The organism is Aeromicrobium sp. UC242_57, assembly GCF_044452305.1.
Taxonomy (GTDB): Bacteria; Actinomycetota; Actinomycetes; order Propionibacteriales; family Nocardioidaceae; genus Aeromicrobium.
In genome coordinates, this window is sequence record NZ_JBIOAM010000003.1 from 309322 (window position 1) to 328619 (window position 19298).

Consider the following 19298-nt stretch of genomic DNA (forward strand, 5'->3'; position numbering starts at 1 on the left):
GCTCGGCCTCGGGGGGCTGGTGGGATCGGGACGTACCACGGTCCTTCGAGCCTTGGTGGGTCTGGCCGGCGGACATCGGGCGACATGTGGATTGACGGAAAGCCGGTCAAGTGGCCGACCTCGCCGTACATGGCCCTGCGCATGGGGATAGCGATGATCCCTGAGAACCGGAAGACCGAGGGCCTGGTGCTAGACAGCTCCAGTGGGCTCAACATCGCGATCGGTGACCTGGGACGCGCGACCCGCAACGGCATTCTGACTACCAACAAGTTGTTCGCCACGACGGTCGATGCGGCCAAGAACGCCGATTTCGATGTCTCGAGACTGTCCAGCCGTGCTGGCAACCTGTCCGGCGGCAATCAGCAAAAGCTCCTGTTTGCTCGGTGGGACTACGCGCCTGTCCGAGTTCTGCTCGCCGACGAGCCGACGCGCGGGATCGACATCGGTGCCAAGGCAGTGATTGCCGAGAAGCTGCTGGACCGATGTGAACGCGGAGTCGGAGTAATCCTTGCCTCCAGCGAGATGGAGGAGGTCACCGAGCTCTGTTCCCGGGTGGTGGTGCTGCAAGAAGGACGCACCGCCGGAGGCTCGATCGCGCGAACGGACCGATCACTGTCGACCAGATCCTCAATCTTTCATTCGGCATCTCGCCGACCACAGCTTAGGAAGCAACATGTCACTTCTCACATCTGAACCCATCTCGGAAGAATCGGCGTCGGCCGGGACGACCCGTCGCGACGCCGTCATCACACTGCTCTACAAGAACGCGATGCTTCTTGTCCTGGCAGTGTTGGTGGTCATCGCGGCCTTCACGTACGAGCACTTCTTGGAGTGGGAGAACTTCAAGATCATTCTTGTGCAGAACGCCGGGCTCGGGATCATCGCGGTCGGCGTCACGATGCTGATGGTCACCGCTGCCTTCGATCTGTCGATTGTGCCAGTGTTCGTCCTGGGCGGTGCGGTCTATGCCAGCACCGCCGACGAGATGGGATGGGGGCTCGCGCTGGTCGCGGCCGTTGCAGCGGGAGCTGTCACCGGCATCATCAATGGCATCATCGTGGCCAAGATCGGCGTGAACTCCTTCATCGCCACGCTCGCGACCTCGTCGATCTTCTCCGGTATCGTGCTGAGCTGGCTCGGCACGGATCTGCTCTCATTGACCACACCGAGTCCGCGAGATATCGGAACCGGTTCGCTGCTGGGTGTTCCGGTGCCGATCGTGCTCCTTGTCGTGGTGTTCGTGATCGGTCAGATCGTGCTCGGGTCGACGGCGTTCGGCCGTCGCCTCATGACGGTCGGCGGCAGTGAGCACTCGGCACGGCTCGCCGGACTGCGTGTCGAGCGTCTCCGAGTCAGCGCGTACGTCATCGTCGGCATGTGCGCCGGTCTGGCCGGCGTGATCTTCGTGGCTCGGCTGGGCAGCATGCAGTCGACCCAGCTGACCAACTCGGCGCCACTCCTGCTGGACGTCATCGCCATCGTGGTTGTGGGCGGCACATCTCTCTACGGCGGCGACGGAGCGGTGTGGAGGACGGCTATCGGACTGCTCATCTTCGGGGTGCTCGACAACGTCATCGTGGGGATCAATGCAAGTGGGGCCACTGAGCAGATCGTCAAGGGTGCGGTGGTGCTGTTCGCCGTCATCACGGACCTGCGTGCTCGACAGCGATCCGTCTGACGGAGCGTCTACGCAATCAGCGGTCCATCGGCACTCACTGTGCAGATTGGGTGGTCGCACAACTCAGCAGAGGAGATCGAAGTGTCCTTGTTCAGACTCGACGGCAAGGTGGCCGTCGTTACCGGATCAAGTAGTGGTATCGGCTACGCCACGGCCCTGGAGATGGCCCGTCAGGGCGCCTCGGTAGTGATCACCGGTGTGACGAGCGATGATCCCGCCGGCGCCTCACGCCGTCTCAACGAGGAGATCGGCCGCGACGCCACCCGTCCCTTCGTGCTAGACCTGGCGGACGCCACCCAGGCCAAACCGCTGATCGACGAGGCAATCCGGGAGTTCGGCCGACTTGACGTCCTCGCCCTCAACGGAGCTCTTGTCACCTACGGGGGTCCCGAGCGTCTCGACCCCGACGAGATGGATGCCACCTTGACTGGCAACCTGCGCACCAACCTCATGATCGCGCGGGCTGCGCTGCCAGAGATGCGCAAGGTCGGGGGCGGCTCGATCATGATCACGTCGTCGACGATGTCGCAGATCTACGCACCGCAGACGTTTGCCTACAGCCTGGCCAAAGCCGGTGTGATCCAGTGGGCCAAGCCTTGGCGGTGCACGCTGGACGTGACAACATCCGCGTCAACGCGATCGTGCCAGGGCTCATCAACACGCGGCTCAACTACTTCCTGGCCGAGAATCCTGAGGTCCTCAAGCCGTTCACCGACCAGATCCCGCTGGGATACATGGGTGAGCCGTCCGACTTGGCGGCGGCCATGGTCTTCCTCGCCAGCGATGCTGCTCGCTACATCACCGGTCAGGCACTGGCTGTCGACGGTGGGCAGGTACTCGCGGCCGGGCGTGCCACGATGGACAGCTTGAACGCTCAGGAGGAGAGCGAGAACTTCAAGGACGTGACTGCGGCGGAGGCCTGAGCAGACTGGATGGAAACGGCGCCCACTCGAGCGGAACAACGTCCCTGGACATCCAGCTAGTCGACCAGTGCGGCGGCTGGTGCCGGTTCGCCCGCGGCCTCGATGTCGGCCAGGTAGCGCTCGGCGTCGAGAGCTGCCGCGCAGCCGGTGCCGGCAGCGGTGATCGCCTGCCGGTAGGTGTGGTCGACGAGGTCGCCGGCAGCGAAGACGCCGGTGAGGTTGGTGGCAGTGGAGCCCGGCTTGACCAGGACGTAGCCCTCGTCATCGAGGTCGACCTGGCCGGTCAGCAAGCTCGGAGCGAGGATCGTGGCCGATCGCGATGAACAGGCCGGTCGCGTCGAGACGACGGGTCTCGCCGGTGACCGTGTCACGCAGCGTCACCGCCTCGAGCTTGTCGTCACCGATGATCTCGGCGATCTCGCTGTTCCACGCGATGTCGATCTTCTCGTTCGCCAGCGCGCGGTCCTGCATGATCTTGGAGCCGCGCAGCTGATCGCGACGGTGCACGAGCGTCACCTTGCTCGCGAAGCGGGTCAGGAACGTCGCCTCCTCGAGGGCGGAGTCGCCGCCGCCCACCACGAGGATGTTCTGCTCACGGAAGAAGAAGCCGTCGCAGGTCGCGCACCAGCTCACGCCGTGACCGGACAGCCGATCCTCGCCCTCGACGCCCAGCTTGCGGTAGCCCGAGCCCATCGCCAGGACGACTGCCTTGGCGCGGTGAACCGTGCCGTCGCTGGCCGTGACGACCTTGATGTCGCCGGTCAGGTCGACCTCGGTGACGTCGTCGGTGACGAGCTCGGCGCCGAAGCGCTCAGCCTGTGCCCGCAGCTTGTCCATCAGGTCGGGGCCCATGATGCCGTCGGGGTAACCGGGGAAGTTCTCGACGTCGGTCGTGTTCATCAGCGCGCCACCGGCAGTGACGGCGCCTTCGAAGACGAGAGGCTCCAGGTTGGCCCGGGCTGCATAGATCGCGGACGTGTAGCCCGACGGGCCCGATCCGATGATGATGAGGTTGCGCGTCATGCGTCTTCCTGTCGTGACTTGGTGGTCAGGGCGTCGTTGCTTCGAGAGATGTGAGGATTTCAGTGAGGTGCTCGCCGGCTCGTCTGAATGCGCCGAGGCCCTCAGCGTTGAGACGTGGACCCAGCAGCTCGATGTCGTAGATGCCGGTGAAACCAGAGCGTTCGAACTGGTCGAGGATACGGGCGAACGGGACCTGGCCGTCGCCGGGCACCACACGGTCTGGCATCGAAGTGATGCCGGGGGTCCAGTCGGACAGCTGAACCATGCGAGTCGCGGGTGCGATCTCCGTGATGATCTGGTCAAGCCGGGCCTCACGCCAGCAGTGGAACATGTCGGCGCAGATGCCAATCCCGGTTGAGTCCGAGACGGTCTTGAGGTCGCGCAGGTTGTAGACGAAGTTCAGCTCTTGCCGTAGCTGATTCGTGGTCTCGATGAGGATGTCGACCCCGAGGGTGCGCCCGTGCTCGAGCACGGGCGCGGACGCTTCGGCGAGAGCCTCGGTTGCGGCCTCGAACGTCAGCTGGCCCGCCGGACCGGCTGTGCCGTAGACAAGGTGCGAACCCATCGCAGCCGCAGCCTCGACGGTCCGGCTCAGGCTGCTACGTTCCTCGGCCCAGCGGTTGGGTGTGTCGAGCGTGAACATATTGGCTTGCACCAGGTAGGCAAGGCTTGCTTCGTGGCGTTCCGTAGCTGAACGGCGCGATCCCAGCCGTGGGTCTCAAGATGATCGGCCATCATCCCGAACGAGCCGAAGCCGGTCTCGACCACGAAGTCCAGATCCTGCTCGAGTGTCGTCGCGAAGCCTGGGCCGTAGGCAGCAGTCGGGGTGGAGGTGAAGGCGACCAGGTTGATCGACAGTCGAGGGTGCAGCTTCATGGCAGGTCCCTTCCGAGGCTTTCTAGACGATCTTCACATTACATGTAATATAAAGATCGGCGGGCATCGGCTCGCTGGATACTTCAAGGAGCACTACACATGACCTCTGGCGCAAGCGTGCATGGACCGCTCAAGGGTCTCCGCGTGATCGACGCTGCCTCCCTCTATGCGGGCCCGTTCATCTCGACCGTACTGGCCGACCATGGCGCGGACGTCATCAAGATCGAGCCCCCAGGCGGAGATCCCTATCGAGTCTCCGGAAGCCCTCTGTGGCCGATCCTGGCTCGCGGCAAGCAGTCGATGACGCTCGACCTGCGGTCTGAGGCAGGGTGTGACGTCCTGCGTTCGCTGGCCGCCCATGTCGACGTCATCATCGTCAACCTGCTTCCTCCTATGTTGGAGAAGCGCGGACTGACCTGGGAGAGATTGTCGGCGATCAATCCGAATCTGGTGCTGGTGTGCGTGACGAGCTTCGGCCTCGATGGCCCGAACGCGGAAGCTTCCGGGCTCAGGCACGCTCGGTGAGGCATTTGCCGGTCTGACTCACCTGACCGGGCGCCCCGATGGCAAGCCCACCTTGGCCTCGGTGCCGGTAGGTGATGCGATGACCGGGTACGTCGGTGCCTTCGGGGTGCTCGCAGCCTGCCAGCAGAAGGCCAACGGGGGCGGTGGTCAGCGTCGACGTCAACCCGGTCGACGCCCTGCTTCACCTCACGGGTCCAGCGCTGGCGCAGTGGGCCCCCGGCGATGCGCCACCCACGAGGCTTGACGGGCGACTGGCCGGGTCGCCGGTTCGCAACACGTATCGCTGTGCTGATGACACCTGGGTTGCCATCAGCTGTAGCACGCCGCGTCACCTGGCGCAGTTGGTCGGCCTTGTTGGGGGGCCAGCGGCAGAGTCGGTTGACGGCGACTATGACACAGCAGTCGCTACGTGGATTGCAGGTGTCGAGCGCCACGAGGTCATCGAAAAGCTCACGGCGCTGCGCCTACCTGTGGTGCCTGTTCACGATGCTCAAACACTGGTGGCAGATCCGCACGTCCAGGCGCGCCAGGCGATCCGGAGGGTACACAGCATCGAAGCGGGCGAGCGACTCGTCGCGGCCCCGGCGCCCAGGTTCCCGCACCAGAAGACGTGGGAGCCGGACGGTTGCCCCCATCTGGGCAACGCCACGCGGACCGTCCTGAGCGGCTGGCTTGGTCTTGAGGATGTCGAGATCAAGCGCCTGGCCGATGACGGGATCATCGCGAGTTCACGACTTGACACGCCGACGGCGTGACGACCCGACGACGCCACAAGAAGGGAAAAGAAGATGACGGTGACAGAAGTGACCGATGTGCGGAGCGCGATCGAGACGTTGAGGGGGCTCGTCCAAGGAGACGGAGCTGATCTCAGCGTCATTGCAATCGACGACAGCATCGGAACAGTCGAGCTCGCCCTGGAGCTTGTCGATGCCAATTGCGCCGAGTGCATGCTCCCGCCAGCGCGTCTGCGCGAGGTGCTTGCCTCGAGCCTCGTCCAGCAGGGCGTGACGAAGTATCGCCTGGTGCTCCGTGATCCCCGTGGGGGCGGTGCGATGCCAGGAGACAGCGAGCGGATCCTGGTCCTCGACCCCACGGCTGCGGTGGCCTCCATCGACCTCGACGCCGGTCCTGATGCGGGTAGTCTCGCCGGGAAGACGGTGTTCTTTCGGGTCGACGCGCTGTGGACTTCGTGGGACATCGTCTCGCAGGAGTGGGAACGAATGCTGACTGAGGCGGGCGTCAAGGTCACCTCCTTTCGACGGACCCAGGGGCTGGCAGGGGCTGATGCCGCAGCAGCCGACCGCGAGTATGCGCGCCTGGTGTCCGAGGCCGATGTTGCCATCGTCGGACTCGGCAACTGCGGGTCATGCACCTCCTGGACCATCAAGGACGCGGCGGAGGCCGCCAGGACGGGCATGCCGACCACGGCAGTCGTGACTGATCAGTTCGCAGCACTCGCCGGGACGCTCGCGGGTCACTATCAGCGCCCCGGTCTGCGAGCGCAGGTGCTGCCGTTCCCGTTGCAGAACCGTCCAGACAGTGAAGTCCGCGACATCGCCGTCGAGTACTTTCCTGCACTTCTCACCACACTGGGAGCCACCGTATGAACCTCGAGTCGACCGTCCTGTCCAGCCCCGTCCACGACGTGGCGGCTGATCCTTCAGATTTTCAGCAGTTCGCCACGATCGCAGGATGGGGCGACGGCCTGCCCTTGGTGCCGCCGACAGCCGACCGGGTGACGCGCTTCCTCGATGCCGTCCACGCGGCGCCTTCTGACATCGTCGTCGACCAGCTGCCGCCGTCCGGTGCGGCGTGCACGATGGAGAAGCTGGCGATCAACGCCGTCATGGCTGGTGCACCGGCGGAGTCGATGCCGCTGTTGGTGGCGGCCTTGCGTGCCATGAGTGAACCCGACTTCGAGCTCCACTCGCTCAATGCGACGACGGGATCTGTCGTGCCGCTGCTCCTGGTCAACGGACCCGTGCGTCGCCATCTAGACGTGCCGTGCGAAACAGGCTGCCTCGGTGGAGTGGCCGGACCGGCGCCGGCGATCGGTCGGGCATTGCGGCTGGTCATGCGCAATGTCGCTGGGCAACAGATCGGCGTGACATCCCAGAGCGTCTTCGGTCAGCCCGGCCGGGTCGCTGGCATCGTGTTCGGTGAGTGGGAGGAGCGCTCCCCCTGGGCTTCTCTCGCCGAACGTCGGGGGCACTCGGGTAGCGCCGTCACGGTCTTCGGCGCAATGGGAACGATGAATGTCTGTGACGTCCTGGCCGAGACCGGCACTGAGCTCTTGTCGATCATCGGCCGGTCGATGGCCGTGCCTGGGGCCAATGGATTCTTGACGAGTTCGGCCTACTCCGAGGCGCTGGTCGTCATCAACCCGACGTGGGCTGAGGTCATTGCGCGTGAAGTTCCCGACATCGAAGAGGTGCAGCAGCAGCTGTGGTCGCACGCCAGCACTCCGATCGACGACTGGCCCAAGCGCTACCACGCCCCGATGGAAGCACTAGGACGTATCCGCGAGGGGAGGGTTCACCTTCTGCAGGAGCCGGGCCAGGCTCTGGTGACGGTTGCAGGCGGGCTGGGTTCCCTCCACGCCACGATCATCCACAGCTGGGGTGCGACGCTGACGACTACTCGATCGATCGAGCCTCTCTCGTAGGATTCGGTCATGACTGTTTCGACGGGCGGGGCGCCCGTGCCCGAGCTTTCTCCGATCGACGGCTCCGAGTCGCTGGCCGCTCGCGTCGAGTCGCGACTGCGCGCGGCGATCCTTGACGGGACACTCGCCGCCGGGTCGCATCTCAGCGTGCCCGAGCTCGCGCGTCAGCTCGGCGTCAGCCGTACGCCGGTGCGCGATGCGATCTACGCTCTCGAGCGCCTGGGGCTGGCCGAGCTGCGCCCCAGGCAAGGGGCGGTCGTCTTCGGGGGGGACGGGATGATCTGGTCCACCTGTTCGAGGTCCGCGAGGCACTTGAGGGCATGGCCGCTCGTCAGGCTGCGGCTCGGATCTCGTCGGAGGTCCAGACGGAGCTGGCGACGGTGCTCGAGCGGCATGCCCAGGCAATCGCCGACGGCGCAGTCGATCGACACGTTGGCTCGATGAGCAGTTCCATCGTCTGGTCATTGCCTCGGCGCGCAATCCGCGGCTGAGCACTGACCTGGGACGGTTGCATGATCAGATCGTCGTGCTGATGAGATCGATGGCAGTAAGCTTCCCGGCGCGATGGGGCCAGGAGTGTTGAGCGACCATCGCGCGATCCTCGACGCGATCGCACGTTCCGATGCCGACGCGGCGGAGGCAACCGCACGCCGACACGTCCGGGCCGTTCTGCAGTTCATCATCGATTCGCTGTTCGAGGCTGAGGTGTCTGGAGCTGACCACCTGTCGACTTAATTGTTTAACTTGTATAGTCGATTGAAAGGTTTCGTACGCAGTCGAAAGAGGATTCCCATGACCGGTCTACGCACTGATTCGTCCCGAGCGGTTCTGCGAAATCGGCTGTCGACTGTTGGTCTGTGGACGTCCTTGTTCGCCGACGCGCCGGTCGCTGACATTCCTGGCGTCCTGGGCGATCTCGAGTCGCAGGGCTGGGAGACGGTATGGATTGCTGAGGCGCGTGATGGTCGCGAGGCGTTCACCCTCGCCCACCATCTGCTTGCGCACACGCAGCGCATGAACGTCGCCACTGGCATCGCGAACATGTGGTATCGCGAGCCGTGGGCCGCGGCGAAGGCTCAGCAGTTCCTCACAGACGTCTCGGGTGACCGATTCCTGCTGGGACTGGGAGTCGGCCACCGGGGAGTGACCGCTCGAAGCAAGGTCGAGTATGGGCGGCCCGCCGAGACGTTGGCGGACTACGCCGCCGGTGTCGACCGCGCGCACCGCGACCACGCTGCCCACTTCGCATCGCGCCGCGTGCTCGCCGCGTTGGGTCCGCGCATGCTCAAGACTGCCGCGAGCACGTCTGCCGGAGCCATCTCGTATCTGGCTCCGGTGGCGCACACGCGCGTCGCTCGCGAGTCACTGGGGGAGGATGCATTCTTGGCCGTCTCGCTCAAGATTGTGCTGGGTCGAGGAGATGCGGCACTGGAGCGTGCCCGCGACGCGGTGGTCACCCCGCTGCAGCTGCAAGAACTACTGCGCCAACCTCGTCAAGCATGGCCACACCGAAACCGACGTGCTCGCCGCAGCGCCCGGAGTGGTGCACGATCTGGTGGCTGTGGGCGGCCTCGACGATGTCGCTGCGAGGGTGCGGGAGCATCTCGACGCCGGTGCAGACCACGTGGCGCTCGAGGTCGTAGGCGATGCTGCCGATGATGTGGTCCGTGACTGGTCCAGGTTGCAGGGACTGCCCGCGCAGCTCTCCTGAGACCTGACCTCCTGAGACCTGGGCTCAGGAGGTCAGGAAGTCAGTCCTGGGAGTAGCGCGTCATGGGTGTCTCACCAGCAGCAGCAAGGTGAGCGAGCACAGATCGCCTCTTGTCCAGCCACCAGCCTGCTTCCTTGTGCCAACCGCCGAAGTCCTCGCCCTCAAGGGTTGCCTGAGCGTGGTGCGACCAGTTCGGATTGCTGAGCAGCCGCGCCCGACGGCTACGATATCGGCGTCGCCGGCGCGCAGGACTGCCTCGGCCTGTCGGGCATCCGTGATCAGGCCGACCGTCCCCACGAGCCCCTGGGTAGCCTGCCTGATCTGCGACGAGTAGGGGGCGTGGAACGCGAATCCGCGGCGCACCCGGGTGTCTTCGCGGCGATCAGCCGTGACTCCTCCTGAAGAAGTGTCAATGACGTCGACCCCGAGCTCGAACAGGCGCCGGGAGAACTCGATCGTGTCCTCGATCGTCAGGCCTCCATCGAGGCCGTCGACCGCCGAGAGCCGGTAGAACAAGGCGCACTGATCGGGGATCACTTCTCGAATTGCCGTGACCACCTCGAGTGCATAGCGCATCCGGCCGTCGAAGTCGCCCCCGTACTCATCGGTGCGCTCGTTGGAAAAGGGGGGACAGGAAGCTGTGCAGCAGGTAGCCGTGAGCGCCGTGCAGATCGATGACCTCAAAGCCCGCATCTGAGGCTCGTCGCGCTGCGCTCTGCCAGGCGCGGATCGTCGTGCGGATGTCGTCCGTCGTCATCTGCGCTGGGGTCTGCCACCCCGGTCCGGCTGCTGCCGGCATCGGACCGATCACGGGCCACGGCGAGTCTCCGCGCTCGGCGTCAGACGCCGTGAGGGGACCGTTGCCGTGCCACGGGGCCTGGATCGCGGCCTTGCGGCCCGCGTGACCCAGTTGGATGCCCGGCACGGAACCGTGATCCTTGATGAATTGCGCGACGGGTGCCAGTGCGGCGCCCTGCTCGTCCGCCCACAGTCCGAGGTCTCCGTTGGAGATGCGGCCGCGCTCTTCGACTGCCGTCGCCTCCGCCATCACGATGCCGGCCCCGCCCAGCGCGAACCGGCCGAGGTGCACGAGGTGGTAGGCATTGGCCAGTCCGTCCTCAGCGGCGTACATGCACATGGGTGAGACCATGATTCGATTCGGAATCTCGATGTCTCGGATCGTGAGCGGTTGAAAGAGCAGGCTGGTTCCCATGAGGGGGTCGGTGTCCTTCCGAGTGGAATGGTCAGAGAATGGTCTGAGGGGCACCGGACTCACTGGCGCAGTCCTGCAGCAAGCAGTTCGCGACCGGCGTCGCCGCCGGTGGCTGCTGGTTCAACCGCCGTCGGACAACCCAGCCGTCCGGGCCACGCTCAAGCTCCCAGCGGTCGGCGCTGACGCGCTCGATCTTCCACCCCGCGTCGGTGTGGAGGTAGACGCGGGAATGACCGGTTGCGACGGCCGAGTCCTTGTCGATGGTCACGTGGGGAGGCTGATGACGTGTGCGCATCCGGCAGAGACATAGCTTCGGTGCGGCTCCTCGTGGACGAGGCGTCCGACTGCCTCGCTGCCACGGAAGGGCTCGATCCCACTCGGCTCGTATGTTCCGTCGGGGGCCCACATGCTGGTGACGGCATCAGCCTGGACGCTGTCGACCGCTGGACCGTACGTTGCCAGTAACTGATAGATCTCGAGTCGGTCCTCGAGGGTCTGCACCCTCTCCAGCAGTCTGTTCAGCTTTTCCTCGGTCATCGGAACACTCCTTGGTCGTGGTCATCGTGCTGTCGGCGGGGAAAGGTGGGGTCGCACGCGCTGCGTCTCGTATTGCCAGCTTGCTGGCCTCGGTGGTCGCGCGCGGATGTTGTGCAACCGTTGCAGCGAGCCGAAGCGCTGCATCAAGGACCTGGGCCGGAGGCACTACCTCGTTGACGACTCCCCACTGGAGAGCCTGGTCGGCGTCGATAGGTTCTCCGGTGAGTGCGAGGGACATCGCTCGCCGCGGACCCACCAGGTGAGGTAGCCGGACCAGTCCGCCTCCGCCGGCCACGATGCCTCGCGAGACCTCGGGCAGAGCGAACTCGGCGTGGGTGCTGCACACGGCGAGATCGCACGCGAGGACCAGCTCGAAGCCCCCACCGTAGGCGAGACCGTTGACTGCGGCGATGACGGGAAGGTTCGGGCGATGTCGGAGCATGTCGGACACGATCTGCGCGCTCTGCTCTGCGACCTGTCCGCCGGCGGCCATCTCCTTGAGGTCTGCCCCGGCGCTGAAGGCACGCGTCCCGGTTCCGGTGACCACGATCGCGCGCACTGTCGGGTCGTGGTCGGCAGCGGCGAACGCATCCGACAATGCCTGTCCGACCTGGCTGGAGATGGCATTCAGGGCGAGTGGCCGGTTGATACGCAAGACTCGGCTGGCGCCTCGGTCGATCACGACGAGGACGGGCTCGTCGTGATCGGTCTCGATGACTCACGTCCTTGGATCAGGGGCACCGAATCAGATGCACGGAGGTCTTGCGTTCTAGTTTAATTGGTTAGATGATTGCTGTCTAGGTAGGACGTCGGTGGTGTTGTCACAACGAGGAGTCATGGTGGGTGCAGAATCGAACGGCACGCAGGATCTGTGGGACTACGTCCCTGACGAGCTGAGGGTCCGCTACGACGAGCTGTTGGTGAGCATTCCCCACGCGGCGCGGGTTGCGGCCCAGAGCTTTCCTGACTTCGAAGCGATTGTTGACGACGGAGTGCGACTGACATTTGCCGAGCTCGAAGACGCGATGCTCGATGCGGTGCGGGGCATGATCGCGATGGGCATCAGGCCAGGCGACAGGGTTGCGGTGTGGGCCCCCAACTGTGCGCAGTGGATCTTGGCTGCCTTGGGCATCCAGGGCGCGGGCGGTGTGTTGGTGCCCCTGAACACCCGGTTCAAGGGTGAAGAGGCCGCCTATGTGCTCAACAAGAGCGGTGCGACTGCGTTGGTGGTCGCCAACGGATTCTTGGGCACCGACTACGTCCAGATGCTGCGCGAGGCCGACCCGGACCTGGCCGTGCTGCGGCCGGGCCGAGTCGTGATCGTCAACGGTGTCGCGCGTGAAGGCGAGGTGGCATGGGACGACTTCATCTCGGCGGGTCAGGTGGTTAGTCGCGACGAGGCGACGGCCTCGATCGATGCGGTGGGGTCTGACACGGTGTCAGACATCATGTTCACGTCCGGAACCACGGGGCATCCCAAGGGGGTGATGCTGACTCATGGTCAGTCGTTGCGGGCCCACGGATGGTTGTCCAAGGTCATGGACTTCCGAGCCGGTGATCGCTATCTGATCATCCCGCCGTTCTTCCACACGTTCGGTTACAAGTCCGGCTGGATGGCGTGCATCGTGCACGGGGTCACGATCCTTCCCGAGCCGGTGTTCTCGGTGCCGAAGGTCCTGAAGGTCATCGACGAGCAGAAGATCTCGATCTTGGAGGGCCCGCCCACACTGTTCCAGGGCATCTTGGACGCACCCGATCGTGACGCGTACGACCTGAGCTCGATTGCGAGTCACCATGGCCTCTGCTGCCGCCGTGCCCCAGAGCTGATCGCTCGGATGCGCGACGGCTGAATGCCGAGGTCACTCACAGCGCTTACGGAATGACCGAGTGCACCTCCCTCACCACCACGACATTCCCGTTCGTCGACTCGTTCGACGACATCACGTCGACCGTGGGCAGGCCGTCGTGGGGCACGGAGGTCATCGTGGTCGACGACGATGACGTCGAGGTGCCTCGAGGTACCCCCGGCGAGCTGTTCGTCCGCGGATACAACGTCATGCAGGCCTACTGGCAGGAGCCGGAGAAGACGGCCGAGACCATCACGCCGGACGGCTGGCTGCGAACCGGCGACATCGGAGTCATGGACGACCGGGGGTTCGTCAAGATCACTGATCGTAAGAAGGACGTCATCTTCGTGGGTGGGTTCAACGTGTATCCAGCCGAGGTCGAGCGGATCCTGGGCGAGCATCCGCAGGTCGATGCCATTGCGATCGTCGGAGCCCCAGACGAGCGCCTCGGCGAGGTTCCTGTCGCCTTCGTGCAGGCGTCTTCTGGCAGCGGCCTGACCGAAGCGGTCTTCCTGGAATGGGCCTCGCAGCACATCTCCAACTTCAAGGCGCCTCGCCGCGCGATCATGATCGACGACCTGCCCCGCAACGCCAGCATGAAGGTTCTGAAGAAGGACCTGCGCACACAGCTGAAGAACAACTAGTCCGATGTTCGAAAAATGTGAGACAGGGCGTATATGATTCATTGAACCGATCAAACTATGAAGGGCAATACCGTGGCCGATGAACAGGTTGTGTCGAAGCCGGGTCGCCAAGTCGGCCAGCGTCTGCACATGCCGAAGATGGCCGAGCTCATCGGGGGGAGTCTGCGGCGTCAGATCGCCCGTGGCGAGCTCAAGGAAGGCGACGCCCTACCGTCCGAAGCTGCTTTGATGGAGCAGTTCGGTGTCTCGCGCCCCACGCTGCGCGAAGCATTCCGAGTCTTGGAGTCAGAGGCGCTCATCACGATTCGACGCGGCGCTCACGGCGGCGCGCGGGTGCAGGTCCCTGATGGTGCGATCGCTGCTCGATACGCCGGGCTTGTGCTGGAGTATCGGGGTACGACACTGCGCGACGTGTACGACGCCCGCTCGACACTCGAGTCGTCATGTGCGGGTATGGCCGCGGAGCGTCAGTCGGAAGAAGACCTGGCAAAGCTGAGCGAGATCTTCGACGAGATCTCCGCCACCACTGATATTGCCGAGCGCATCAAGCTGCACGCCCGTTTTGATGCTGCGGTGGTCGCAGCATCAGGCAACCAGACGTTGATCGTCTTGTCATCGATGCTGCGCTCCATCATCGACAGGAGCACGCTGGAGTCTGTGGTCGCGACGAGTGATGATCCAAGCACCAAGAAGGCCTACGAGGATGCTCATCTGGCTCATGCTCGACTCCTCGAGCGGTTGCGTGCCGGTGACGTCGACGGTGCCACTGAGCACTGGCGACGCCACCTCGAGCTGGCCAAAGAGTTTGTCCTCTCCACTGGCGTTGCTGGGCACTCGGTCCTCGACTTGCTCTGATCGATCGCCTCACCGCGCTCGACCCCGTCGGGTAGCGGGACGACGAGTCGTGGTGTCGGTGCCCCTTCGCGACCAGGAGGCCGCACATCCTCATGGCAGCCGTCGCACACGTGACTCCTCGGTACAACGGGAAGAAGTGCCCCCGACAGGAATCGAACCTGTGGCCTACCGCTTAGGAGGCGGTCGCTCTATCCGACTGCTGACGAGGGCTTCAGGAGTCAGGTTATCGGTCCTTGGGTTGACCACATACGATCACCCTTATGTCCTGCCCTCCGAGCGTCGTTTTGCGCCCGGAGTCTCAGCGGTGAGGCGGCTGCTTCTCGGCAGCGCAGTCCTCGTGATGGTTGCCGCCGGAGCTGCCGCGTGTGGCACGTCCGACCAGGCACAGGCCGTCTCGAAGCAGCAGTGCGCGACGGCCCGGCCGCTGCCCGCCGGGCAGACCGAGCGGACGATCGTCTCAGGCGGTGTCGAGCGCTCGTACGTCATGTACGTGCCGAAGGGCTACGAGCCCACCGAACGCGCGCCGGTAGCGGTGATGTTCCACGGCCTCGGCGGTGACCCCGACACCGTGCTCAAGGCCACCGACATGATCAAGCAGGCCGATGAGCGCAACGCGATCCTGGTCGTCCCGCTCGGTCGCGGCAAGGTCGCCGAGTGGCAGTTCCGCTCGCCGATCACCGATCCGAGCTTCCGACCTGGCATTCGTCCGCGACCTCGTCAAGGGGATCAAGCGCGACGGCTGCGTCGACTCGTCGCGGGTCTACGCGGCCGGCTTCTCCAACGGCTCGGCCCTGACCCTGGCCCTGGCCTGCGACGCCTCGACGAAGTTCGCGGCCTATGCGGCGGTGGCTGGCCCCTACTTCGAGCAGCGCTGTGCCAAGGCCCCGCCCGCCTCGATCATCTACTTCCACGGCACCGCTGACACGACGGTCCCGTTCGGCGGTGCGGAGACCGTGATCGGTCCGCTGCCGCCAGTCAACGACACGATGGCCAACTGGGCGATGCACGACCGCTGCCCGGCCGCCGAGGCCGTGACGAAGGCCGATGACGACGTCCACTACTTCGCCTGGGCCAACTGCAAGGCCGGCACGTCGGTCGACATCTACGCCGTCGTCGGTGGGGTGCACGGTTGGCCCGGTGGCGGTCCGATGTCGCCGGGGCGCACGTCGCGCACCAAGGACAGCCCGGTCAACGCGACCAAGCTGATGTGGGAATTCTTCGATCAGCATCCGAGCAGTGGACAATAGGGTTGTGACCACTAGAGCAGTGACCAAGCCGATCGAGACCTGGCTGACCGACATGGACGGCGTCCTCGTGCACGAGGAGAAGGCGATCCCCGGAGCCGCCGACTTCATCAAGCGGCTGCGCGATGCCGACCGCAAGTTCCTCGTGCTGACCAACAACTCGATCTTCACGCCACGTGATCTGTGCGCCCGGCTCAGGGCCGCCGGCATCGACGTGCCCGAGTCGGCGATCTGGACGTCGGCGCTGGCGACCGCGAAGTTCTTGTCCGAGCAGCGCCCAGAAGGCACCGCCTACGTCATTGGCGAGGCCGGCATGACGACTGCGCTGCACAACGTCGGCTACATCATGACGAGCAGCGAGCCCGACTACGTCGTGCTGGGGGAGACCCGCACCTACTCCTTCGAGGCCATCACCCGGGCGATCCAGCTGATCGAGAACGGCGCACGGTTCATCGCGACCAATCCCGATGCGACCGGTCCGTCACCGACCGGCTCCCTGCCCGCGACGGGTTCTGTCGCGGCGCTCATCACCAAGGCCACCGGTGTCGAGCCCTACTTCGTCGGCAAGCCCAATCCGTTGATGATGCGCAGCGCGCTCAACCAGATCGAGGCCCACTCCGAGACCACCGTCATGATCGGCGACCGCATGGACACTGACGTCCTGTCGGGACTGGAGGCGGGTCTGCGCACCTTCCTCGTGCTGACAGGCTCGACGCCAGCCAGTGCGGTCGACCGGTTCCCGTTCAGGCCGACCGACATCTTCTCCTCGATCGCGGACATCGTTCCCCTCGTGACATAAAAGTTACCCACGGGTAACACAACTGCGACGAAGTTTGTTATCGTTTCGTAATCTCCGAAAGAGCCCACAGGTCCTGGACGAGACGCCCGGGCCGATCTCGCCCGGGGACCCCACCAGGGAGAGAAACGTGAAGGTTTTCCTCACGGGTGCCGCCGGAGTGATGGGCCGATCGTCCATCGAAGCGCTGCACCACGCGGGACATGACGTCGTCGGGCTCGTACGCACCCGCGAGCAGGCCAGCCAGATCGCCGCCACCGGCGCTCAACCGTGGCTCGGCGACCTGTTCGACAAGTCGGCGCTCGTCGCCGGGATGAAGGGCTGCGACGCGGTCGCCAACCTCGCGACCAAGGTCCCGATCGGCAAGGGAGCGCTCCGCCCCGGATCGCTCAAGGCGATCGACCGCATCCGACTGCACGGATCGCGCATCGTCGTGGACGCTGCACGGCAAGCCGGCGTCGAGCGCATCGTCCAGCAGAGCCTCAGCTTCATCTACGCCGATCAGGCCGACGACTGGATCGACGAGGGCAGCCTGGTCGACGTGACCACGGCGACCGAACCCGTCGTGGTTGCCGAGGACAACGTCCGGGCGTTCGCGGCGACCGGCGGCACCGCCGTCAGCCTGCGATTCGGTCTCATCACCGGCAAGGACCGCAACACCGCCTGGCTCTTCCGACGAGCGGCGGCCGGACGGTCGATCGGCCTCGGCGAGGGCGAGTCGTGGATGCACACGATCCATCCCGACGACATCGGCACTGCTGTGGCGTACGCACTGACGGCGCCGGGCGGCATCTACAACGTCGGCGCCGAGCCGGTGCGGCGCCGCGACTACGTCGACGCGATCGCGATCGCGGCCGGGCGTGCCTCAGGCCGTTTCCTGCCGCACTGGATCGAACGGATCGGTGCGGAGAAGCTCGAGATCCTGACCCGTTCGCAGCGGGTCAGCCGCGCTGTTCAGCGATCAGACGGGCTGGCGCCCGGTGCACCGTGCCTTGTCGCCAGAATGGTTCCATGACCTCGTCGAAGCCTGACCCGGCAGCTTCTGGCTCTGCAGCGGCAGAGCGCGAACGCCGTCGCCGTGCGGCCGAGCTGCTCGGCGACCTGATGCCGTCCACGACGACAGATGAGACCGACGAGGGCTGGAACGAGCCGTATGGGAATGGCAGAGGCGGAACGTCACGCGACGAGGAGTACCTCCGCGACGTCCCGCCTCACCACGGCTGAGCCGGCGTCAGATCTGCGGACGGTTGACCAGCTGGTCGCGGATCTCGCGCAGCAGGGCGATGTCCTCCGAGACGCCCTCCGGCTCGGGCTCCTTGCCCCGGTCGCGCGAGCCGTTCAGCTTCTTCATGGGCGTCACGATCGCGAAGTAGACGACCGCAGCAGTGATCACGAACGTGATGCACGCCGTGATGAAGGCGCCGATCGTGAAGACCTGGTCGTTGATCGTGAAGCTCATGCCGAACTCGCCACCGCCACCGACGACACCCAGCAGGGGCTCGATGAACGACTTGGTGAACGAGGCGACGAGCGCCGTGAACGCTGTGCCGATGACGACTGCGACCGCGAGGTCGACGATGTTGCCGCGGAGCAGGAAGTCCTTGAATCCCTTGAGCATGCATCCCCCTGGGGGTCTAGAAGCTGGTGACACGACCCTAGCGACGTCGGTCCGGGTCGCACCAGACGGACCGGTCGGCGTGCACGGGCTAGTGCGACGACGTGAGGATGCTGAGGCGCGACGTCAACCCGGCGGTCGCCAGTGCCAGAGCCTTCTTCTCGGTCGTCACGACGCCGAGGGCGGTCTCGGCGCGGTCGTCTCCCGACGGCACCGTCGCGACCTCGACGCGGCGGGCGACGACCTGCGCGTCGCCACGTCCCTCGGGGTCGACCGCGACGACGTCGACCTGGTCGCCGACCTGCACAGCGGCTGCACCGTCGGCGCGATCGAGCCGGATCGTCGTGAGGACCGCATCGTCGCCGTAGCCGCCGAGGGCCTGCGGACGCAGAACTCGGAAGTCGGTGACGACCTCTCCGGCGCGCATCGGGCCGGCGACCCGCCGCCCGATCACCGCGTCACGGGGCAGGGCGTGCTCGGGGGCGTGCTGCGAGAGCTGCTCGGCGGTGCGCAGGTCGTCAGCCGTGATGACGTGGCCGCTGCGCAGGTCGTGGCGAGCGACCGTGACGGCGGTCGTGTCAGGGGTCTGCCGCACGGCGCTGAGGGCAGCCAGCACAGCGAGCCCGGTGAACAGTGCGGCGAGCCAACGGCGATAGGTGAAGGCGAGCTGCGAGATGCGATCCATCCCGGGAGCCTAGGAAGATCGCGGCGCCGGTGCAGCGCCTCGTCCACAGGGAGGGGTCAGGCTGCGGAGCCGGAGCCGCTCGTCTTGGCGGGCGTCGAGGCTGCGGTGGTGCTGCTCTCGGTCTTGGCCGGCTTGCTCTCGGACGACGACGAAGACGAGGACGAGGACGAGGCTGGCGACGACGCGGTCGACGTCGACCGGCTGTCGGTCTTGTAGAAGCCCGAGCCCTTGAACACGACGCCGACGGCGTTGAAGACCTTGCGCAGGTTGCCGCCGCAGTTGGGGCACACCGTCAGGGCATCGTCAGAGAAGCTCTGCTGGACTTCCAGGGCTTCTCCGCAGTCTTTGCACTGGTACTGGTACTTCGGCACGACATGCTCCCCATCGATGGACTTTGCGCTCCAAGGGTACAGTTGCGCCACTGTGACTGATCAACCTCCCTTACCGGACAAGTCCGTTTC

The 19298-nt window shown here is 65.3% G+C and carries 24 protein-coding genes, 1 tRNA gene and 5 pseudogenes; 19 read left to right on the forward strand and 11 right to left on the reverse strand.

The window, feature by feature from the left end; all coding sequences use genetic code 11:
* Window positions 1-24: 24 nt before the first annotated feature.
* The 3 genes and pseudogenes from ACHMWU_RS11415 (at window position 25) to ACHMWU_RS11425 (ending at window position 2601) form a co-directional block, all read left to right on the forward strand.
* The gene (locus ACHMWU_RS11415) at window positions 25-693 is read left to right on the forward strand and encodes an ATP-binding cassette domain-containing protein (RefSeq protein ID WP_396046664.1); all 669 of its coding nucleotides are present in this window, start codon (window positions 25-27) and stop codon (window positions 691-693) included.
* Window positions 674-1678 (forward strand): ABC transporter permease, encoded by a 1005-nt coding sequence (locus ACHMWU_RS11420; RefSeq protein WP_396043772.1) that lies wholly within the window; start codon window positions 674-676, stop codon window positions 1676-1678. The genes ACHMWU_RS11415 and ACHMWU_RS11420 overlap by 20 nt, the downstream gene beginning before the upstream one ends.
* A 162-nt stretch (window positions 1679-1840) precedes the next feature.
* A pseudogene (locus tag ACHMWU_RS11425) lies at window positions 1841-2601 on the forward strand (SDR family NAD(P)-dependent oxidoreductase).
* A 56-nt stretch (window positions 2602-2657) separates the two neighbouring features.
* Here ACHMWU_RS11425 and trxB read toward each other — a convergent pair.
* Window positions 2658-3624: pseudogene (trxB, locus tag ACHMWU_RS11430) on the reverse strand (thioredoxin-disulfide reductase).
* Window positions 3625-3649: 25 nt separating this feature from the next.
* On the reverse strand, window positions 3650-4267 hold the full coding sequence (locus tag ACHMWU_RS11435) for a sugar phosphate isomerase/epimerase family protein (RefSeq protein WP_396043774.1): 618 nt from the start codon (window positions 4265-4267) through the stop codon (window positions 3650-3652).
* Between the two features lie 332 nt (window positions 4268-4599).
* Between ACHMWU_RS11435 and ACHMWU_RS11440 the strand changes: the two genes are divergently transcribed.
* From ACHMWU_RS11440 to ACHMWU_RS11475, 8 genes and pseudogenes are all read left to right on the forward strand, one after another.
* Window positions 4600-5025, forward strand: coding sequence for a CoA transferase (locus tag ACHMWU_RS11440; protein WP_396043775.1), 426 nt, complete (start codon window positions 4600-4602; stop codon window positions 5023-5025).
* Window positions 4982-5780: pseudogene (locus ACHMWU_RS11445) on the forward strand (CoA transferase). The gene ACHMWU_RS11440 and the pseudogene ACHMWU_RS11445 overlap by 44 nt, the downstream one beginning before the upstream one ends.
* 33 nt (window positions 5781-5813) lie before the next feature.
* A complete protein-coding gene (locus tag ACHMWU_RS11450) occupies window positions 5814-6632 on the forward strand; it encodes a hypothetical protein (protein WP_396043777.1) in 819 nt (272 codons plus the stop codon).
* Window positions 6629-7690 carry a hypothetical protein gene (locus tag ACHMWU_RS11455; RefSeq protein WP_396043779.1) on the forward strand — a complete coding sequence of 354 codons (1062 nt, stop codon included), beginning with the start codon at window positions 6629-6631 and terminating at the stop codon, window positions 7688-7690. The genes ACHMWU_RS11450 and ACHMWU_RS11455 overlap by 4 nt, the downstream gene beginning before the upstream one ends.
* Window positions 7691-7699: 9 nt before the next feature.
* A pseudogene (locus tag ACHMWU_RS11460) lies at window positions 7700-7939 on the forward strand (GntR family transcriptional regulator); the annotation flags it as partial.
* A gap of 71 nt (window positions 7940-8010) precedes the next feature.
* A pseudogene (locus tag ACHMWU_RS11465) lies at window positions 8011-8273 on the forward strand (FCD domain-containing protein).
* The gene (locus tag ACHMWU_RS11470; RefSeq protein ID WP_396043781.1) at window positions 8255-8425 is read left to right on the forward strand and encodes an FCD domain-containing protein; all 171 of its coding nucleotides are present in this window, start codon (window positions 8255-8257) and stop codon (window positions 8423-8425) included. The pseudogene ACHMWU_RS11465 and the gene ACHMWU_RS11470 overlap by 19 nt, the downstream one beginning before the upstream one ends.
* 132 nt (window positions 8426-8557) lie before the next feature.
* Window positions 8558-9349, forward strand: a complete 792-nt coding sequence (locus ACHMWU_RS11475; RefSeq protein WP_396043783.1) for an LLM class flavin-dependent oxidoreductase — start codon at window positions 8558-8560, stop codon at window positions 9347-9349.
* 112 nt (window positions 9350-9461) lie between these two features.
* Here the strand turns inward: ACHMWU_RS11475 and ACHMWU_RS11480 are convergent, their stop codons facing one another.
* The 5 genes from ACHMWU_RS11480 to ACHMWU_RS11500 are packed head-to-tail and all read right to left on the reverse strand — an operon-like array spanning window position 9462 to window position 11833.
* Complete coding sequence (locus ACHMWU_RS11480; protein ID WP_396043785.1) at window positions 9462-9977, reverse strand: hypothetical protein; 516 nt, start codon at window positions 9975-9977, stop codon at window positions 9462-9464.
* Between the two features lie 25 nt (window positions 9978-10002).
* On the reverse strand, window positions 10003-10614 hold the full coding sequence (locus ACHMWU_RS11485) for a hypothetical protein (protein ID WP_396043787.1): 612 nt from the start codon (window positions 10612-10614) through the stop codon (window positions 10003-10005).
* Window positions 10615-10645: 31 nt separating this feature from the next.
* Window positions 10646-10882 (reverse strand): hypothetical protein, encoded by a 237-nt coding sequence (locus tag ACHMWU_RS11490; protein WP_396043789.1) that lies wholly within the window; start codon window positions 10880-10882, stop codon window positions 10646-10648.
* Window positions 10879-11151 carry a nuclear transport factor 2 family protein gene (locus ACHMWU_RS11495; protein ID WP_396043791.1) on the reverse strand — a complete coding sequence of 91 codons (273 nt, stop codon included), beginning with the start codon at window positions 11149-11151 and terminating at the stop codon, window positions 10879-10881. Before ACHMWU_RS11495 ends, ACHMWU_RS11490 begins: the two co-directional genes overlap by 4 nt.
* Window positions 11036-11833, reverse strand: a complete 798-nt coding sequence (locus tag ACHMWU_RS11500) for an enoyl-CoA hydratase/isomerase family protein (protein WP_396043793.1) — start codon at window positions 11831-11833, stop codon at window positions 11036-11038. Before ACHMWU_RS11500 ends, ACHMWU_RS11495 begins: the two co-directional genes overlap by 116 nt.
* Window positions 11834-11987: 154 nt before the next feature.
* Here ACHMWU_RS11500 and ACHMWU_RS11505 point away from each other — a divergent pair, with 154 nt between their 5' ends.
* The 3 genes from ACHMWU_RS11505 to ACHMWU_RS11515 all read left to right on the forward strand — a co-directional run bounded on the left by ACHMWU_RS11505 (window position 11988) and on the right by ACHMWU_RS11515 (window position 14497).
* Window positions 11988-13001 carry an AMP-binding protein gene (locus tag ACHMWU_RS11505; RefSeq protein WP_396043795.1) on the forward strand — a complete coding sequence of 338 codons (1014 nt, stop codon included), beginning with the start codon at window positions 11988-11990 and terminating at the stop codon, window positions 12999-13001.
* Complete coding sequence (locus ACHMWU_RS11510; protein WP_396046666.1) at window positions 12998-13642, forward strand: AMP-binding protein; 645 nt, start codon at window positions 12998-13000, stop codon at window positions 13640-13642. The genes ACHMWU_RS11505 and ACHMWU_RS11510 overlap by 4 nt, the downstream gene beginning before the upstream one ends.
* Before the next feature lie 138 nt (window positions 13643-13780).
* Window positions 13781-14497 (forward strand): FadR/GntR family transcriptional regulator, encoded by a 717-nt coding sequence (locus ACHMWU_RS11515; protein WP_396046668.1) that lies wholly within the window; start codon window positions 13781-13783, stop codon window positions 14495-14497.
* A 137-nt stretch (window positions 14498-14634) separates the two neighbouring features.
* Here ACHMWU_RS11515 and ACHMWU_RS11520 read toward each other — a convergent pair.
* Window positions 14635-14707, reverse strand: a tRNA-Arg gene (locus ACHMWU_RS11520).
* A gap of 94 nt (window positions 14708-14801) precedes the next feature.
* Between ACHMWU_RS11520 and ACHMWU_RS11525 the strand changes: the two genes are divergently transcribed.
* From ACHMWU_RS11525 to ACHMWU_RS11545, 5 genes are all read left to right on the forward strand, one after another.
* On the forward strand, window positions 14802-15419 hold the full coding sequence (locus ACHMWU_RS11525; protein WP_396043797.1) for a hypothetical protein: 618 nt from the start codon (window positions 14802-14804) through the stop codon (window positions 15417-15419).
* Window positions 15343-15744: a hypothetical protein gene (locus tag ACHMWU_RS11530; RefSeq protein ID WP_396043799.1), complete on the forward strand. Its 402-nt coding sequence runs from the start codon at window positions 15343-15345 to the stop codon at window positions 15742-15744. The genes ACHMWU_RS11525 and ACHMWU_RS11530 overlap by 77 nt, the downstream gene beginning before the upstream one ends.
* A gap of 52 nt (window positions 15745-15796) precedes the next feature.
* Window positions 15797-16540: an HAD-IIA family hydrolase gene (locus ACHMWU_RS11535; protein ID WP_396046670.1), complete on the forward strand. Its 744-nt coding sequence runs from the start codon at window positions 15797-15799 to the stop codon at window positions 16538-16540.
* Window positions 16541-16667: 127 nt separating this feature from the next.
* Window positions 16668-17552 carry an NAD-dependent epimerase/dehydratase family protein gene (locus tag ACHMWU_RS11540; RefSeq protein ID WP_396043801.1) on the forward strand — a complete coding sequence of 295 codons (885 nt, stop codon included), beginning with the start codon at window positions 16668-16670 and terminating at the stop codon, window positions 17550-17552.
* Window positions 17549-17761 carry a hypothetical protein gene (locus ACHMWU_RS11545; RefSeq protein WP_396043803.1) on the forward strand — a complete coding sequence of 71 codons (213 nt, stop codon included), beginning with the start codon at window positions 17549-17551 and terminating at the stop codon, window positions 17759-17761. Before ACHMWU_RS11540 ends, ACHMWU_RS11545 begins: the two co-directional genes overlap by 4 nt.
* A gap of 7 nt (window positions 17762-17768) precedes the next feature.
* Here ACHMWU_RS11545 and mscL read toward each other — a convergent pair whose 3' ends face one another.
* The 3 genes from mscL to ACHMWU_RS11560 form a co-directional block, all read right to left on the reverse strand.
* Complete coding sequence (mscL, locus tag ACHMWU_RS11550; protein ID WP_396043805.1) at window positions 17769-18155, reverse strand: large conductance mechanosensitive channel protein MscL; 387 nt, start codon at window positions 18153-18155, stop codon at window positions 17769-17771.
* An 88-nt stretch (window positions 18156-18243) separates the two neighbouring features.
* Entirely contained in the window at window positions 18244-18837 is a 594-nt protein-coding gene (locus ACHMWU_RS11555; RefSeq protein WP_396043807.1) for an SAF domain-containing protein, read from the reverse strand.
* 56 nt (window positions 18838-18893) lie between these two features.
* Window positions 18894-19208 (reverse strand): FmdB family zinc ribbon protein, encoded by a 315-nt coding sequence (locus ACHMWU_RS11560; RefSeq protein ID WP_396043809.1) that lies wholly within the window; start codon window positions 19206-19208, stop codon window positions 18894-18896.
* Window positions 19209-19298 lie beyond the last annotated feature (90 nt).